12 protein-coding genes are annotated in these 15,950 nt (G+C 73.9%); 8 read left to right on the forward strand and 4 right to left on the reverse strand.

All coding sequences use genetic code 11. From position 1 onward, the window contains the following. The first annotated feature begins 284 nt into the window (after nt 1-284). The 7 genes from ACH4SE_RS32230 (at nt 285) to ACH4SE_RS32260 (ending at nt 10,347) form a co-directional block, all read left to right on the forward strand. Complete coding sequence (locus ACH4SE_RS32230; protein ID WP_398547080.1) at nt 285-497, forward strand: hypothetical protein; 213 nt, start codon at nt 285-287, stop codon at nt 495-497. Between the two features lie 294 nt (nt 498-791). Beyond that, nucleotides 792-2,237, forward strand: coding sequence for an endo-1,4-beta-xylanase (locus ACH4SE_RS32235; protein WP_398547081.1), 1,446 nt, complete (start codon nt 792-794; stop codon nt 2,235-2,237). Between the two features lie 358 nt (nt 2,238-2,595). Continuing rightward, complete coding sequence (locus ACH4SE_RS32240; RefSeq protein WP_398547120.1) at nt 2,596-3,996, forward strand: protein kinase; 1,401 nt, start codon at nt 2,596-2,598, stop codon at nt 3,994-3,996. 539 nt (nt 3,997-4,535) lie between these two features. Further along, nucleotides 4,536-6,338, forward strand: coding sequence for a DUF2207 domain-containing protein (locus ACH4SE_RS32245; protein WP_398547082.1), 1,803 nt, complete (start codon nt 4,536-4,538; stop codon nt 6,336-6,338). A gap of 246 nt (nt 6,339-6,584) precedes the next feature. Next, nucleotides 6,585-7,244, forward strand: coding sequence for a response regulator transcription factor (locus ACH4SE_RS32250; RefSeq protein WP_398547083.1), 660 nt, complete (start codon nt 6,585-6,587; stop codon nt 7,242-7,244). A gap of 182 nt (nt 7,245-7,426) precedes the next feature. Further along, nucleotides 7,427-8,686, forward strand: a complete 1,260-nt coding sequence (locus ACH4SE_RS32255; RefSeq protein WP_398547084.1) for a sensor histidine kinase — start codon at nt 7,427-7,429, stop codon at nt 8,684-8,686. A gap of 89 nt (nt 8,687-8,775) precedes the next feature. Beyond that, the gene (locus ACH4SE_RS32260) at nt 8,776-10,347 is read left to right on the forward strand and encodes a S41 family peptidase (RefSeq protein ID WP_398547085.1); all 1,572 of its coding nucleotides are present in this window, start codon (nt 8,776-8,778) and stop codon (nt 10,345-10,347) included. Between the two features lie 405 nt (nt 10,348-10,752). On the opposite strand, the gene ACH4SE_RS32265 is transcribed toward ACH4SE_RS32260, so the two are convergent. Then, nucleotides 10,753-11,196 (reverse strand): hypothetical protein, encoded by a 444-nt coding sequence (locus ACH4SE_RS32265; RefSeq protein WP_398547086.1) that lies wholly within the window; start codon nt 11,194-11,196, stop codon nt 10,753-10,755. Nucleotides 11,197-11,720: 524 nt separating this feature from the next. On the opposite strand from ACH4SE_RS32265, the gene ACH4SE_RS32270 reads away from it, so the two are divergent. Then, the gene (locus tag ACH4SE_RS32270) at nt 11,721-12,008 is read left to right on the forward strand and encodes a hypothetical protein (protein ID WP_398547087.1); all 288 of its coding nucleotides are present in this window, start codon (nt 11,721-11,723) and stop codon (nt 12,006-12,008) included. Between the two features lie 50 nt (nt 12,009-12,058). Here ACH4SE_RS32270 and tpg read toward each other — a convergent pair whose 3' ends face one another. The 3 genes from tpg to ACH4SE_RS32285 all read right to left on the reverse strand — a co-directional run bounded on the left by tpg (nt 12,059) and on the right by ACH4SE_RS32285 (nt 15,151). After that, nucleotides 12,059-12,454: a telomere-protecting terminal protein Tpg gene (tpg, locus tag ACH4SE_RS32275; RefSeq protein ID WP_398547088.1), complete on the reverse strand. Its 396-nt coding sequence runs from the start codon at nt 12,452-12,454 to the stop codon at nt 12,059-12,061. Nucleotides 12,455-12,781: 327 nt separating this feature from the next. Further along, nucleotides 12,782-13,345 carry a peptidoglycan-binding protein gene (locus tag ACH4SE_RS32280; protein WP_398547089.1) on the reverse strand — a complete coding sequence of 188 codons (564 nt, stop codon included), beginning with the start codon at nt 13,343-13,345 and terminating at the stop codon, nt 12,782-12,784. 534 nt (nt 13,346-13,879) lie between these two features. Next, nucleotides 13,880-15,151, reverse strand: coding sequence for a hypothetical protein (locus ACH4SE_RS32285; RefSeq protein ID WP_398547090.1), 1,272 nt, complete (start codon nt 15,149-15,151; stop codon nt 13,880-13,882). Nucleotides 15,152-15,950: the final 799 nt, after the last annotated feature.

Here is a 15,950-nt window from a genome sequence, read left to right on the forward strand (position 1 = left end):
CGCCCCGGAGGAAGCCCGTCGACCACCGGCGGCACGCGGGGCGGCGCCGACCGGCAGCGGCCGCCGCGCCGGTCTCCCGAGCCCCTGCCGGTGTCCGGCGCGGTATGGACTGCACCCCGGTTGCCTCTATACATTCATCCCATGTCGCTGGGTCGCGATTCGCGGCCACAGTCCACCGAAGGGGTCCCCACACCCCGCACCGCGGTGCGTCCCAGCCGACGGTCAGCCTTGGACGGCCACGCACTCTGTCACCTTGGTCCCCCACATTTTCGAGGAACAGAACCATGCAGCCTTCATACGTTTCGCCCGGAAGCCCGCCGCACCGCGAGCGCCGGCCCGCGAATCCGGCGGACGACGGGACGTCGCGACCCGCCCGCAGCCGGGGCGACGCGGGGGCCGGCGGTCCCATCACCGTGCGCGGCGGCGCGCTGCCCGGCCGGCACAGCCCGGCGGAGGAGCAGGCATCAGGCGTCCTGCCGCCGACCGGCAACCGCTGACCCGAGGACCGCATCGGCGGGGAAGGCGGCGGTCCTGCGGGACCCCGTAGAACCGCCACGCCGAGCCTGCCCTCCCTGCCGCCCGCCTCGCCCCGTCGCCGTCCACCGATTCGGCGCAAGGCGACGCGGCCGTGGCCGCAGCGGACGGGCAGCCGCCCGCACCGACAGCGGAAGCCGCCACGTGTCCGCCGACGGCGCCCGTGCGACACCCCTTTTGGCACCGCCGTGCCCGCTCCGGTGGGTGCGGACCCGTGCCCCGAAGCACGATCCGCAACGAAGACATGGAGGTCCGCGATGACATCGGGCATACGTACGCCCCGCACACCACGCCGCCGCTTGGGCGCGCTCACCGCCACGGTGGCCGTGGTCGCCGCGACGGCCCTGGCCGTCCTGTCGGCCACGCCCGCCCAGGCCGCTTCCCCGCTGCGGTCACTGGCCGAGGGGAAGGGCAAGTACTTCGGTACCGCGCTGACCGACGGCGATCTGAACATCAGCGGCGAGATGGCCATCGCCAACACGCAGTTCGACATGGTGACCCCGGGCAACGAGATGAAGTGGGACACCACCGAGCCGTCCAACGGGTCGTACAACTTCGGCCCGGGCGACCAGATCGTCAACTGGGCACAGGCGCACAACGCCCGTGTGCGCGGCCACAACCTGGTGTGGCACTCTCAGCTGCCCAACTGGGTCAGCAGCCTGCCGCTCACCCAGGTCCAGGGCGTGATGGAGTCCCACATCACCACGGAGGCCACCCACTACAAGGGCAAGGTCTACGCCTGGGACGTGATCAACGAGCCGTTCAACGAGGACGGCAGCCTGCGCCAGGACGTCTTCTACAAGGCGATGGGCTCCGGCTACCTGGCCGACGCGATCCGCACCGCGCACACCGCCGACCCGAACGCCAAGCTGTACATCAACGACTACAACATCGAGGGCGAGAACGCCAAGAGCAACGCCCTGTACACCCTGGCGCAGCAGATGCTGTCCCAGGGCGTGCCGCTGGGCGGCATCGGGCTGGAGGCCCACTTCATCGAGGGTCAGCTCCCGTCCTCGATGCTGGCGAACATGCAGCGCTTCGCCGACCTCGGCCTCGACGTGGCCATCACCGAACTGGACGACCGCATCCAGCTGCCGACCTCCAGCGCGACCCTGCAGCAGCAGGGCAACGACTACGCGACCGTGGTCAACGACTGCCTGGCGGTCACGCGCTGCGTGGGCGTGAGCCAGTGGGGCGTGGACGACGGCCACTCCTGGATCCCCGGCACCTTCCCCGGCTACGGCGCGGCCACCATGTACGACAGCAATTACCAGCCCAAGCCCGCCTACAACGCCACAGTCAACGCCCTGAGCGCCGGTGGCACCACCACCGGCGGGACCACCACCACCGGTGGCACCACCAGCGCGGGCGGAACGACCGGTGGCACCGGCGGCAACTGCCACGTGACCTACACCAAGAACGAGTGGGCGGGCGGCTTCACCGCCGACGTCGTCGTCGCCAACACCGGCACCACGTCCGTCAACGGCTGGACGCTCGGCTTCTCCTTCCCCGGCGACCAGAAGGTCACCAACGGCTGGAACGCCACCGTCACCCAGTCCGGCAACACCGTCAAGGCCACCAACGTCAGCTACGACTCCACCATCGCCCCGGGAGGCACAGTCGACTTCGGCTTCCAGGGCACCTGGACGTCCAACGACACCTCGCCCGGCTCCTTCACCCTCAACGGAACCGCATGCAGCTGAGCCGCTGAGGCACGCATGACGTGGGGCCCGCCGGCCGCGGCGGGCGGGCCCCACGTACGCCTCTCGCGGGCACCGCGCGGCGCCCGGGACATCGCCCCACGGACCGGCCCGGCCGGTGCCGCGCCGCGACCGTCCGGCGCACCCGAGCGGAGGAAATACGGTCCTTACGGTCCTTGGCGCGGGCACGAACGCATCAGAGCGTGGTCCGCCCTCCCCTTCCGCGACCCGTCCTCGCAGGCGCCCCGGTCCTGCGGCCGGGGGGCGCGCGTTCCGCAGGGCCGGGACGCTCCGCTGTTTGCCTGCGGGTTTCGGGGCAAGCCGACTGTGGGGGTCGGAGGCGGAGGAGGTGGTCCTGGTGGTGCTGGCGGAACGGTATCGACTTGATCGGGTGGTGGGACGGGGTGGCACGGCAGAGGTCTGGGCGGCCTGGGACCTCCGGCTGGCGCGGCCCGTGGCCGTGAAGCTGGTCTCCCCCCGGGCCTCGGACGAGACGGTGGCGCGTTTCCGGCGTGAAGCCAGGACGGAGGCCCACCTCCACCACCGGCACATAGCCGAGATCTACGACTTCGGTACGCAGGACGGCCGGTCGTACCTGGTGATGGAGCTGGTCGACGGCCCCACTCTCGCCGACGTGGTGAAGGAGCGCGAGCCGCGCCCGGCACGGTGGGTGGCCGATGTCGGCGCCCAGATCGCCGACGGTCTGGCGGAGGCGCACCGGCTGGGAGTGGTGCACCGGGACATCAAGCCGGCGAACATCCTGCTGGACCGAACCGGGTCGGTGAAGATCGCGGACTTCGGGATCGCCCAGAGCCTGGACCAGGAGACGACCACCCGGATCACCCGCGCCGGCACGGTCACCGGTACCAGCGCCTACATGGCGCCCGAGGCGGCGCGCGGGCACGCGCTCACTCCCGCGGCGGACATCTACTCGCTGGGCTGCACCCTGTACCAGCTCCTGGCCGGCCGGCCCCCGTTCGTCGGTGAGCACCCGCTGGCCGTGCTGTGCCAGCAGGTGGAGTGCTCTGCCCCGCCGCTGCGGGAGTTCCGGCCCGGGCTGCCGGAGGAGTTGGAGGCGTTCGTCCGGCGGATGCTCGCCAAGGACCCGCAGGCCAGGCCGACAGCGCTGGAGGTACGGGACTGGTGCGCGGCCGCGGCCCAGCAGAACGCCGCGCCTGCTGTTCCGGCCGTCCCCGTGACCGTGCAGGCCCCTGACCTGCCGCCCGGCCCGCGCCCCGGCGACCGCGGCCCCGCGCCGGTGACGGTCCCGTCGCCCGCCCGCGTCCACCGCAAGGGCCCGGCCACCGCCGTCGGCGCGACCGCGGCCGTGGCCGTGATCTCGACGGCCGTCATGGCCCTGGCCTGGCCGGCTTCCGAAGGGCACACCCCGCCCCCGCGGCCTGGCGCCCACTCCACGGCGCACGTCACCACCGACACCCCCCACCGGGCGACACCGGACTCCGGCTCCCACCCGTCCCGCACCTCCGCGCCGGGAGAAAACACCCTGCCCGTGAGCGACGAGGAGACGTCACGATCCGCCGCGCCAAGCACCACCACGGGCCCGGTCGACACATCCGTGGTCGCGCCTCGGCGAACGCCGGGCAGCAGCGAGCCGGCCGCCCCCGCCCCCTCGCCCACACTCGATGCTCCTGATTCGTCTCCCACCACCGCTCCGCCGACGACCCCGCCGTCCTCCGCCACTACGGAGCCCAGCCCCACCGCGACGACCACTGCGCCCACGACCACGGACAGCCTCGGCTGAAACAGCCCGGCCGAGCTTGTGGGTCCTGAGCGTGCGCTTCAGCAACGGGCTCGACCCACGTGGGTGGAAGGCGACGGGCTCGCCGGAGACGACCCCGCGGCTGCGGGCGTCCGGGAAAGCTCTGAAGTCACCGGGCGATGCGGAGCCTACGTGTTACTCGTCGTTTCAGTCGTCCGGTGCGGGTCGGCGTCGGCCGGGCGCGCCGGATAGGGCCCGCAACTCATGCGGCGAGGACCCGCCCCGCTCCCGAACGCCAGCCGCTCCCCCCTCGACGACGCGAACCTCATGGCCGTCGACCTCCCGTGCCCTTCACGCGGGCGACGCCTCGTTCGGCAGGAGCGAGGGGCGTGGACGTGGGCATGGTTCGGCGTCTGCCCGGTCGGCGACAACTCGCCGGCGGGCGTCGGACGGCGGTGGTGGTCACCCGATTGGCCTCGCCCCCTAAGCTCACCCGTTGGACCGTCGAACAAAGTTCGATGGATGAGCCTGGAGGGCCGTTGAAACTCAAGGGGCATGCCGCGCCGCGCTCGCGGAGACGGGTGAACGCCGTCTGGCTGGTGATCGCCGCGCTCGCGATGGGATGCGTCGCCTGGGTGCTGCCGACGGTCGGCAACACCGAGCGGATCACCCGGTTCCAGGCGAGCGCGACGGTGGCGGCGGACGGCAGCGCACGAGTGACCGAGATCATCGACTGGGACTTCGGGAACCCGCACGCACCCAAACACGGCATCTACCGCGACGTCCCGGACCTCGACGACAGGGCCGAGGTGACGGCGACGGTCGACGGCAAGCCCGTCACGGCCGAGACCGAGTACCTGTCGGAGCACGAGACCCGCATCCGCGTCGGAGACGAGAACCGCACCGTCACGCCCGGCGTGCACCGCTACCGGCTGACCTACCCGCTCGCCACCCTGGTGTCCGGGCGGCGGCTCGCCTGGAACGCCGTCGGCACCGGCTGGAACGTCCGGGTGGACGACGTGCAGGTGCAGGTCATCGCGCCGTTCCGGCTGACCGGCGTCCGCTGTGTACGGGGAGCCTCCGGAGCGCGGGACGGCTGCCCGGTGGCGCAGCCCCGGCCCGGTCACCTGGTCGCCGAGTTCGCTACCCTCGCCGCCCACCGGGGCGTCACCCTCTCCGGGACCACCGCCGAACGGGTCGAGGCGGCCGCACCCGCCTCCGGGCCCGTCACCGGCCCCCGCGCCGCCGACCGGCCCCACCCCTGGGCGGTCGCCGCCTGGGTGGCCGGGGCCACACTCCTCGGCACGGCACTCACCGCCCTGCTGCTTCGCCGCCTCGGCCGTGCCCCGCTCGCCGAGCGCCCCCTCGGCGAGCGCAGCACCCCGCGGTCCGCCGGGCAGGCCGATCCCGAAGGATCCGGGCCCCCCGTCCGCCTGGTAGACCTCACCCGCCGCGAGAAGAAGCTCCTCCCCGCCGACGCCCCGCCCGAGGACCTGAGCGCCGACCGCGCGGGCGTGCTCTACGCCGGGCGCGTCCTTCCCGAGCACCGGACCGCCCTCCTCATGGAGGCCGCGGGCCGCGGCTGGCTCTCCATCTCCCGGACCGATCCGCCCGTGCTCTCCCGCACCTCCGAGCAGAAGCGGGCCGCGGACGACGCGGCCGCCCCGGAACTGAGCGAGGCGCTCGACTGGATCGTCCTCCCCGGAAACCAGGTCACCCTGGGCGGCTACAACCGCGAGTTCGGCCTCGGCTGGCAGCGGCTCGGCGACTGGCTGGAACGGGACAGCCGGACGGCGGACCTGCGGGAGCAGCCCCGCCCCGGCCGCCCCGCCGCCGACGGGATCGCCCTGCTGCTGGGTCTGCTGCTGGTGCTGCCCGCGCTGGGGCTGACGATCGCCGGCGCCGTGCTCGCCGGCCACCCCGGGCAGGCGTGGTGGGCGTACGCGATACCCGGCGCGTTCGCCGGCGGCACCGCGCTGGCACTCCTGGTACTCGGCTGGGAACTGCTCCGCCCCACCACGCGCGGGGCCGACCTGTGGCTGCGCGTCGCCGCGTTCCGCACGTTCCTGTCCGACCCGTCCCGCACCGGGCCGCTGCTGGAGACCCTCTCCGACGACGAGGTGGAGCGGTACACCCGCTGGGCGGTGGCGCTGGGAGTGGCCCGTGCCTGGTCCGCGGCCGCCGAGGCGTCGGCCCGGCGGGCCGCCCCCGCCGACCGGCACCGCCGTTTCCCGACGGTCGCGCTCGCCGTCACCCTGGCCGCGACCGCCGCAGCCTCCGGCAACTCCGCCACCTCCTCAGGCGGGGGCGGCTCCTCCTCCGGTGGCGGAGGGGGCGGCTCGGTCGGTTCGGGCGGCGGAGGGGGCGGCGGCGGTTCCTGGTGACCTGAGGTCACCGGCGGACGAGCGGAGCCCTGGGCCGGACCCGACCGGCCCGGGCTCGCCGCGGGTTCGTGCGCGGCAGGCATCCGATGCTCAACAACGCCGCCGCCAGGACGGGTTCGGCGCGATGAGCGGGAACGCCGGGCCCCCCGGGTGGCCCGCCCGGCCCCGGCCGGTGCGGATACGCTGGCGGTCCGCGTCCCCGCACGGCATCTGCCGCGTACGGCGGCGCGAGAGGGGGGCCGGGGGATGCGCGTACTCATCGTCGAGGACGACGAGGAGATGGCCCAGGCCGTCGCCGTGGGCCTGCGCCGCGCACGGATGGCCGTCGACGTGGTGTTCGACGGCACGGCGGCGCTGGAGCGGCTGGCCACGGACGGCGACGCGTACGACGTCGTCGTCCTGGACCGGGATCTGCCCGGGACGCACGGCGACGAGGTCTGCGCGGCGCTCACCACCGCCCGGTGCCGCGCGCGCGTCCTCATGCTCACCGCCGCGGGCACGGCGGACGACATCGTGGACGGGCTGGGCCTGGGCGCCGACGACTACCTCCCCAAGCCCTTCGACTTCCCCGTACTCGTCGCCCGGATCGCCGCGCTGGCGCGCCGCGCCCACCCCGCCGTACCGCCCGTGGCGCGGCACGGCGACCTCCTGGTCGACAGCGCACGGCGCACCGCCGTACGGGCGGGCCGGGCCCTGGCCCTCACGCCCAAGGAGTTCGGCGTCCTCGAACTGCTGCTCGCCGCGGGGGGCCGTACCGTCTCCGCCGAGGAGCTGCTCGAAAGGGTCTGGGACGAGGCCGCCGACCCCTTCACCAGCGCCGTGAAGATCACGGTCAGCAGGCTGCGGGCCAAACTCGGGGCGCCGCCGGTCATCGAGACGGTGGCCAGGAGCGGCTACCGGATCTGAGGGGCGGCGGGGCGCCGCCGGACCCGGCCGGTGCCCGGGGTGCGGCCGCGGCCCGGCCGGTCGCCGTTCAGGACGCGCCTGCCGCTCGGGACCCTCCGTACCGCAACGACCGCAACGACGATCCCCGAGCCTGCGCCGCTCCGGCCCAGCACGGCGCAGGACCCAGCCGAAAGGTGGCCGCCATGCCCGTACCCCTCCCGCTTCCGGCCGCTCTGCGCCGTCTCACCGGCCGGATCGTGCGCGCGGGCCTCCCCCGCCGCACCGTGCGGCTGCGGCTGACCGCCCTGTACGCGGGGCTGCTCCTCGTCTCCGGCGCTGTACTGCTCGCGGTCACGTACGGGCTGGTGGCCGGGGCCCTTCACCGCGCGCCGACGGTCCTGAAGCGGGAGGTGAGCGTGGCCGCCCCGGGACCGGCCGCACGGCCCGCCGGACCCGACCCGTCCATGACCGCCCTCCGGAAGGACGTCCAGCGGACCGTGGACCACCAGAAGACCGCCATGCTGCACACCCTGCTGGCCCAGTCGGGGATCGCCCTGGGCCTGATGTCGGTGGCGTCCGTGCTGCTGGGCTGGGCCGTGGCCGGCCGCGTCCTGAGCCCGCTGCGGACCATCACCTCCACCGCCCGCGACATCTCGGCGACGAGCCTGCACCGGCGGCTCGCCCTGGACGGGCCGCACGACGAACTGCGCGAACTGGGCGACACCTTCGACGCCCTGCTGGCCAGGCTCGACACCTCCTTCCAGGCGCAGCGGCAGTTCGTCGCCAACGCCTCCCACGAGCTGCGCACCCCGCTGGCCCGCCAGCGCGTGCTGGGCCAGGTCGCCCTCGCCGACCCCGATCCGACCGTCGAGTCGCTGCGTGCCGCCCACGAACGGATACTGGCCGCCGGCCGGCAGCAGGAACGGCTCATCGAGGCGCTGCTGACCCTGGCCCGCGGCCACGCCGGCCTCGACGAGCGCCACCCCCTGGACCTGGCCGGGCTCGTCCGGGAGGCCGTGGCCGCGCGCGCCGACGCGGCCCGCGAACGGCAGGTGACGCTGCGCCCCACGACCGGCGCCGCCGTGTCCTCCGGCCACCGGGCGCTCGCCGAACGGCTGGTGGCCAATCTGCTGGACAACGCGATCCGTTACAACACGCCCGGCGGGCAGGTGGACGTCACCACCCGCACCCGGGACGGCCGTGCCGTCCTCACGGTCGCCAACACCGGCCCGGAAGTACCCGCGGAAGCCGTCGAGCGGATCCTGCTGCCCTTCCAGCGCCTCGGCCGGGCCCGAACCGGCGGCGGCCCCCGGGGCACGCCGTCCCAGGGTTTCGGACTGGGCCTGTCCATCGTCTCGGCCGTCGCGTCCGCCCACGACGCCACCCTCACCGCGGCCCCGCGCCCCGGCGGCGGCCTGGTCGTCACGGTCGGCTTCCCCGCCGTGCCGACGCAACCCTCCTGAAACCGCCCGCCGCGTAGAACGTCGGTCAGCGCCGCCGCACCGTCCGCGGCGGCGCCCCCGACCGACTGACGCGATTCAGGAGCACCCCCATGAGCACCACACCGCCCGACCTGCCGTCCGACCCGCAGTCAGTGGCGAGCGCACCGGCTGACGTGCCGTCTGCGGCGGGAGACCCGCCGGCAGGGCGCGGGCGCGGGCACCGGAGGATCGGGCTGCCGCGGCAGCGGCGCGCACTGGCCGTGACCGCGATCGCCGTACTCGCGGGCAGCCTGGTCGTCACCGCGCTGAACGCGTCCGCCAGCCCGCTGGCGGCGCCGGAGGACGCCGGCCGGGCCGGCGGCTGCGTGCAGCAGGGCGGCCCCGGGCAGCCCGGTCAGAACACCCCGGCACCGACCTCCGTCAGCACCGTGGAGCAGGCGTACCACTGCGTCCTCGACCACTATTACGGCGGTTCCCGGCTCGACGACCGTACGCTGCTCCAAGGTGCCTTCCAGGCCGTCGTCAGAGAACTGCGGAAGCGGGGCGTCGACCGCCCGGTCGCCGTACTGCCGGCGCTGACCGGCGACCACGACAAGGACTGGCCGCTCTTCGCCCGGCGGCTCCAGGAGGTGCTGGACGCGGTGCCGGACGACGCGTCACTGCGCTCCGCGCTGTGCGTCACCGCGATCCAGGGACTGCTGGCCGCCCTGCACGACAACCACGCCGGATACGCCCCGGGCGGCCCGGGCACGCAGGACGCCCACCCCTGGGGCCTGGGCGTCACCCTGAACCGCACCCTCCCCGCGGCCGAGACCGCCCCGGACTTCACGGGTCCGCTCTTCCTCACCGCGGTCGCCGCCGGCACGCCCGCCGCCGCGGCCGGGCTCAGGCCGGGGGACGTCGTCGAGTCGGTGAACGGCGTCCCGGTCTTCACCGGCGGGCAGCTCAACCCGGGAGTGGTGGACCTCCTCCACCCCGCGTATCCCCAGCGCACCCCGGTGACCCTCACCGTACGGCGGCCCTCCACCGGCCGGACCCGGCACGTACGCGTCACCCCCGGCGAGCTGCCCGCGCAGCCCCGGCCGCACGTGACCGCCACCCTGGTCGCCGGCGGCGTCGCGGACATCCGCCTCGACGCCTTCGCCCCGGGCGTCGCCCAGGAGGTGCTGAAGGCCATCACCGACCTCCGGGCGACCACGGAACTCACCGGTGTCGTCCTCGACCTGCGCGGCAACCACGGTGGCGTCGCCGCCGAGGGCAACACGCTGCTGGGCGCGTTCGTCCACGACGCGGCGCCCGTCTCCTTCTGCGACGCCGAGGGCGACTGCGTCCCCCAGCCCGTCGACAACAGCACCCCGCTGCTGCACCTGCGGATGGCCACCCTCACCGACGACGGCTGCGCCTCGGCGTGCGAGGTGTTCGCGGCAGGCGTCAAGGACCTCCGTCTGGGCACCCTCGTCGGCACCCGCACCGCGGGCGTCAACTCCGGCCCGGCCTACCTGTACCAACTCGGCGACGGCACCCTGATCCGCATGCCCTCGCAGCATGCCGTCAGCGCGAACGGCGAGCTCACCGACGGCGTCGGCGTCCCCCCGGACGTTTACGCCCCGCTGACCGCAGCCGACCTGTCCGCGGGCAAGGACCCGGCCCTCGCCAGGGCGACGGCCCTCCTCCCGTCCTAGAAGGCTGATGAGGATCTCGGGTTCCCAGCCCACCCTCGCGGTCGAGTGTGCTTCGCGCTGCGCGGCCCAAGGCGCTATCCCGGAGGTCGAGGCGGTGGCCGCCCGCACCGGAACGAGCCGGACGGTGAAGCACGCCAGATTGCTGCGCGACCTCCTGCGCTGAGATCACCCGCCTCCTCGCCGACGCGCCGGCGAGGAGGACCGTGCTGCGGAGAAGGCCGCACCGTCGAAGCTGCCCGCCGTCGACCACCACGGCGGTCAGGTGGACGTCGTAGCCCCTCCAAGGAGCGGGGGTGGTCAGCGGGAAGGCCGCGCGGCGCACCACCTGCCGGGAGGTTGCCTTCTGCGGGACGGGGCCTGGCCTCACCCGTACCCTCCGGTCGGTCCGCGCGGGCGCTCACCCGCTCAGTAGTCGTCCAGGTCCAGGTCGGTGCCGGGCGGGAACACCTCGACACCCCAGGTGTGGACTCCGGGGTCTTCGGGAGCGCCGAGGATCGCGAAGCCGAGGTCGTTGAAGACGATCCCGGCCTCGCCCTCGACTCCACGCAGGCCGAGCGCGGTCAACTCGCGGTACACGTCCTCGTACGGCGGGCCCAGCAACTGGACGCCGCGGTAACGCACTTCCGGCCCGAGCTCGACGGAGACGAAGCCGAGGCGCTCCGCCTCGTCGTAAAAGAGGTTCAGCGACCACTGGTTGAAGTAGTCCCTCAGCCGGCCCTCCACACGGAAGACCGCCGGGTCGCCGCCCAGCGCGCGGGTGACCTCGGCGCGCTCCTGCCCGAATGCCAGCAGACCCGCCCCCGGGCCCGTATCGAGGCCGTCCCGCCCACGGATCGAGTATCGCTTCACGGTCTCCAACGTATCCACTGCTCGAAGCCGGGGGAAAGCGAAGAACGGCGCGCGGAACCCGGCGCCCTCGGCACGCGCGGGTGGAGCTGCGCGGCGAAGTGCCGGGCACGGACTTACGCCGAGGGGTCCTGGCCCGGCCCTTGTGCACGGCGCCGACTGCCCCGCCGACGCGGGACGACGAACCCGGCCGGGGCTGCTGACAGGCGTACGAATCCCGCGCTGACCGGGCCTGCCTGCGAGGACGCGGCATCAGGGCAACCGTCCCCGTCCCTGCGGACCGGGTCATGAACCGCCGGAAAGTCGGTTCCCCAGGCGGCCGTCCACCGGTATCCGCATGGGCCGGCCCTGGTCGCCGCCGCTGGAGGGGACACCTCTGGATGCGCCCGGGGAGCGGGACGCCGGACCCGCGCCTGGTTCGGCGCCGAGCCACCGCACGACCGGACGCTGACGGACAGGTCGTGAGCCGTCCCAGGACGGAGCACGCGGGGCTTATGGACGCGACGGGGTAGTTGGAGGTGATGCCCGTGCTGAAGTTGATGCCCCAGGCGCTGCTGGAGGCGCATGCCGTCGTGACGACCTCGCGGGCGAAGTCTCCCGAAGGCGACTTCTGCACACCCGTACAGACCTGTTGGGTACCGCCGACGATCGCGACAGCGTGGCCGCTCTGGAAGGCCCATTTCTGCCAGGGATTGGACTTGCTGCAGGTCGCCGTCGTGACCTCGTACACCGCGGTACTGGTCGTGGTTGCCTGCATGCACTTTTCTGTGGCCACGTTCTGCGGCAGCCACCCCGTTGTTGGCGAAGCGGGTTGAGCGCCGGCCAGTGCGATCGGGCCAACGGCAAGGGCACCGGGGTCTGGGGCTCAGCCTGGGCGCGGCGGCCGCGGTCCTTGCACGAGATCTCCTGGAGGCCTTCCGTAGCGCGGGGCCCCGAGCTGCTGCTCGGTGGCGCCGGCGGCCTGCGCGTCGGACAGCCGGCCGGCGTGGGCGGGCGGCCGGTGCCGGGTGATCCGGCGGATCCGCCCGTCGTCCGTCGATCCGGGCGCGGGGGTTGAGCCGGGATCGGGGCCCGGCCCCCGGAGCCCGATCACGGTGCCGTCGCGGGGCGGCGTGTTCCTGGCGCGCTGCTGGACACGGGGCTGCCGGTCCTTGCGGACCCCGCGTTCCAGACGGGCCGCCAGGGCCCGCCGCGGCTGCCGCAGGGTGCCCTTGAGGTAGCGCTCCACCGTGCGCCGGGTGACGCCGAGCGGTGCCGCCACGGCGCTGGGTGGAGCCCTTTCTCGCCTTGAGCAGAAACCGCGTCTGCGGCTGCGCGGGCCTCGGGACCAGCCGTGTCGCGGTGTGCGCGGCCGCCCGCGCCAGTACGCCGTCGATCTCGCCCCCGCACCCGGTTGACCGCGGTGCACGACCGGCTGGAGGATCCGGTCGGCGCCGGCGGCCTCGACCCGATGTGCGCCGAGACCGCCGCCGCGGGCCTCCTGGTCACTTCAAAACGAGCTGGGCGGTGGAACGCGTGCCGGTCCGATCGGCGGTGCGGGGCAAGGGCGCATGCCTGGGCGCCCCGCCGTGGCCGAGACGGCTGCAGCTCACACGGGGTGGGGGCAGGTGCGGGTGTTGTAGCTCGTCGTGTACCACTTCTCGTCGCGCAGGTTGTAGAAGGACCAGACGCCGTTCGCCGCGCGGCTGATCGGCAGGTTTCTGTTCACGCCCGTGTAACTGCCGTTGTAGACGTCGCTGCCGACCAGGCTCAGCAGGTTGACGTTGGTACCCGCTTTGGTGAACGTGGCCTTCCCCGCGGAGCCGTCCTGGGTCAGGCCGTGGAGGAACTGCCATGTCCTGGTGGCGCCCTGTGTGTCGGGGCCGAACGAGCCGTCGATGTCGGTGGCCTTGAGCTGCCCGTCTACGTAGAGGATGTTCTGCCAGAAGCAGGTGGCGTTGGAGACCGTGTTGGTGGTGAGGTTGAGGGCGCCCTCGTCGTTGAGGTCGTCATCCGGAGAACCCGAGCCCGAGATGTAGGCGTTGCCGTTGTAGCTGCCGCTCGCGACAGCCGGGGTGGCCGTCGCGGCGGCGATTCCGGTTGCCAGCGCGGCGGCGGTGAGGGGCACGGCGACACGGGCGAGCACCCGGCGGCGGAACGAGGTCGAAAGCACAGGGGTTCTCCCGGGCGACAGGTCGGGGTGGTGGCCGGAACGATCACCGGAGAGGACTCTAGACGCCGGAAGAGGGGATCAGGAAGATCCGTGCAGGCATATGCCGCAGCCCGGACGGGGGAAGGCCTCCGGCGTCCACCGGTCCCAGGCCGGAAGGCGTCGTCGGCGCGGCGGACGTGGAGATCGCCCTGGAGGGTAACACCCTGCCTACCGCCCTGCTCAGCAGCCTGGCGCCCGTCCTCCTGGCCCGCAGTCCCAGGGGCACGGTGACGGTGACGCCGCCGCACCGGCACCGGTCCCGACCGGCTTCCGAACAACGGCGGCACGCTCGGTCCTGCCCACAGCAGTCCACACGACGGCGCGAGGTGGCTGAGCCGGCCGGTCGTGGAGCGCTCAGTCGAGGCTCCCGGGGAGCTCGGCCTCGCACGGAGGCCTCAGCAGGTGAATCCGATGGTGTGGGAGCGCCCTGCGCTCGCTGTCCGCCCGGGAGGAGGCGGGCGTGGACGGAGCAACGCACGTGCGGCGACGCGCCGTTCAGCCCCCCGCTGCCCGGTAGACGGTGACCGAGTGCGACAGGTCGTCGTAGACCAGGCCGTAGCCCGCGGTGACCAGGAAGGGCGAGTCGTCCAGGCCTGTGGTGGGGCGCAGGTCCTTGCCGGTCCTGGCGTCGAGCGTCATCGGGTCGTGCCCGACGCCGTAGACCACGCCGTGCCAGGCCGCCGTCACGCCCGGAGCCTCGCGGTTCGCGGCCGCGTCCGGCAGCCGCCACAGCACCTGGTGGGTGTGGACGTCGACGGCCCACACGGCCGCGCCCTGATCGGCGCCGCGGCCCGAGCAGACGGTGGTGTCCCTGCCGTCGTAGTCGCAGCGCGTGATCGAGGTGTCGCCGAAGTCGACGACGACCTTGCCGGTGGCCGGGTCGATCAGCAGGTCGAACTCGATCGCCACGGCGAGCGTCAGCCCGGGTCCCGCGTCCGACGTCTGCGCCTCACCGACGCCGAGGCTGCGCTCCCAGAGCTGGTGTCCGTCCGCCACGGACACGCCCGCATAGTCGCCGTCGCGGCGAAGGCCGTCGACCGCGGAGCCGTCCAGGTCGACGGCGCCCAGGTCGTCGTCGGTCCACAGCACCTTTCCGGTACGGGCGTCGAGCAGCACGGACCTGGCCGGTGTCTCGGAGGAGCCCTGGGAGGCGACGGTGACCAGGACGTGCCCGGCGTCCATGCCGACGACCTCGGGCACCGGGTCGTCCTGGGCGAGCAGCATGTCGCCGTCGTCGTTCTCCGCGCCGCCGACGTCCTGCGACCACAGCGTCCTCCCGCTCGCCGCGTCGAAGCCGACGACGACGTTCGCGGCCCGGTCCTCGGCGGTGCCGGTCCCCGCGACGTCGGTACGGAAGGCGCCCGCCACGATCCCACCGCCGAAACGCGGCGCGCCCACCAGGGTGTCGGCGTCGGGGACCCGGGTACGCCAGGCTGTTCCGCCGTCCGCCAGCCGCAGGCCGGTGACGCCGACGAGCTCGGTGTCGTACGCGTACGCGCGTCCGTCGCCGACCGTCATGACGTCGCCGGCATCCTGGTTGCGCACCGACGAGAACCAGTTCCCCCGGAGGACCGAGGCGTGGTCGGGCGCGAAGGCCTGCGGCGGGTCCTGGAGCTTCGCCCGCGGCTCGGCGCCGCCGTGTGCGCCCGGGGACGTGGCGGCGGGGGGCGCCGGCACCGTGTTCCCGCTGCAGGCCGCCACGGCGCCGGCCACTGCGGCCGCCGCGGCGATCATGCGTAACCGGCGCGTCGAGCAAGACGTCCTCATGGGCACCACACTCTGGCAGATTCCCCTCCCGGGCGTGAGCGGACAGCAGATGTCCGCCACGGCTTTCGTACGGCGGCGGGCGCTGCTGCCGGCAAGAAACCACCGCCGGCGGGCCCGGGTCAGCGGCCGCACCACGGCCTGGTTCCCGCCCCCGCGCGGGTACAGCGCCTGCAGATCGGCTGTCATCGCCCGGCCGCGGCCGACGGGCCGGGTGGAGCCTTCCATCGCCGTCTGCACGATTCGTTCGTCAGGGCCCGGTACGGCCGCGGTGGCCGCGCGGGATCGCCGCCACCGTGCCCGCAGGGGTGGCAGCGACCACGTCGCCCCCGCTTCGGCGGGCGGGAGCCGTCGGCAGCCTGCCGGCCCAGCGCGTAGGAGGCCCGCTCCCCCGGCGGATGCCCCTGCACGTCCGTACGGTCGACCACCAGGGCGGCCATGTGGTCGTGCAGCAGAGGTTTCCCGGATTCGTCGTGCCGGAACACCGCGACGGCCACCGCGTCCTTCACCGGGCGCGGTGTTTGCCGCCGCTCCCCCACCGGATCGTCTCGATGACGTTGTCGCCGCGCGAGGCGGCCTGCCTGCGTGCCCGCCGTCGGCCGCGGGGCTGCTGGTGCCGCGTCGGGCAACGTGCGCCCTGCGGCACCGCGGGAAACTCGCCGAAAAGGCCTGGCCGCGGCAGCCGAGGACGGCCCTCTGCCGGCCCCTGGCAGCCGGCTGGGCGCACGTGGGCCCAGGGGGCGGAATGGGGGTGCTCGCCGGTGGCTTCCCGGCTCGCAACAGCCCGTTCCAGCCGTCGCCC

The sequence above is a fragment of the Streptomyces sp. NPDC020983 genome (assembly GCF_044333485.1).
Taxonomy (GTDB): Bacteria; Actinomycetota; Actinomycetes; order Streptomycetales; family Streptomycetaceae; genus Actinacidiphila.

Excerpts from the sequence above, each read along its gene's own strand:
- ACH4SE_RS32230 (WP_398547080.1), top strand. The coding sequence starts at position 285 with ATGCAGCCTTCATACGTTTCGCCCGGAAGCCCGCCGCACCGCGAGCGC.
- ACH4SE_RS32235 (WP_398547081.1), top strand. The coding sequence starts at position 792 with ATGACATCGGGCATACGTACGCCCCGCACACCACGCCGCCGCTTGGGC.
- ACH4SE_RS32250 (WP_398547083.1), top strand. The coding sequence starts at position 6,585 with ATGCGCGTACTCATCGTCGAGGACGACGAGGAGATGGCCCAGGCCGTC.
- ACH4SE_RS32255 (WP_398547084.1), top strand. The coding sequence starts at position 7,427 with ATGCCCGTACCCCTCCCGCTTCCGGCCGCTCTGCGCCGTCTCACCGGC.
- ACH4SE_RS32260 (WP_398547085.1), top strand. The coding sequence starts at position 8,776 with ATGAGCACCACACCGCCCGACCTGCCGTCCGACCCGCAGTCAGTGGCG.
- ACH4SE_RS32285 (WP_398547090.1), bottom strand. The coding sequence starts at position 15,151 with ATGAGGACGTCTTGCTCGACGCGCCGGTTACGCATGATCGCCGCGGCG.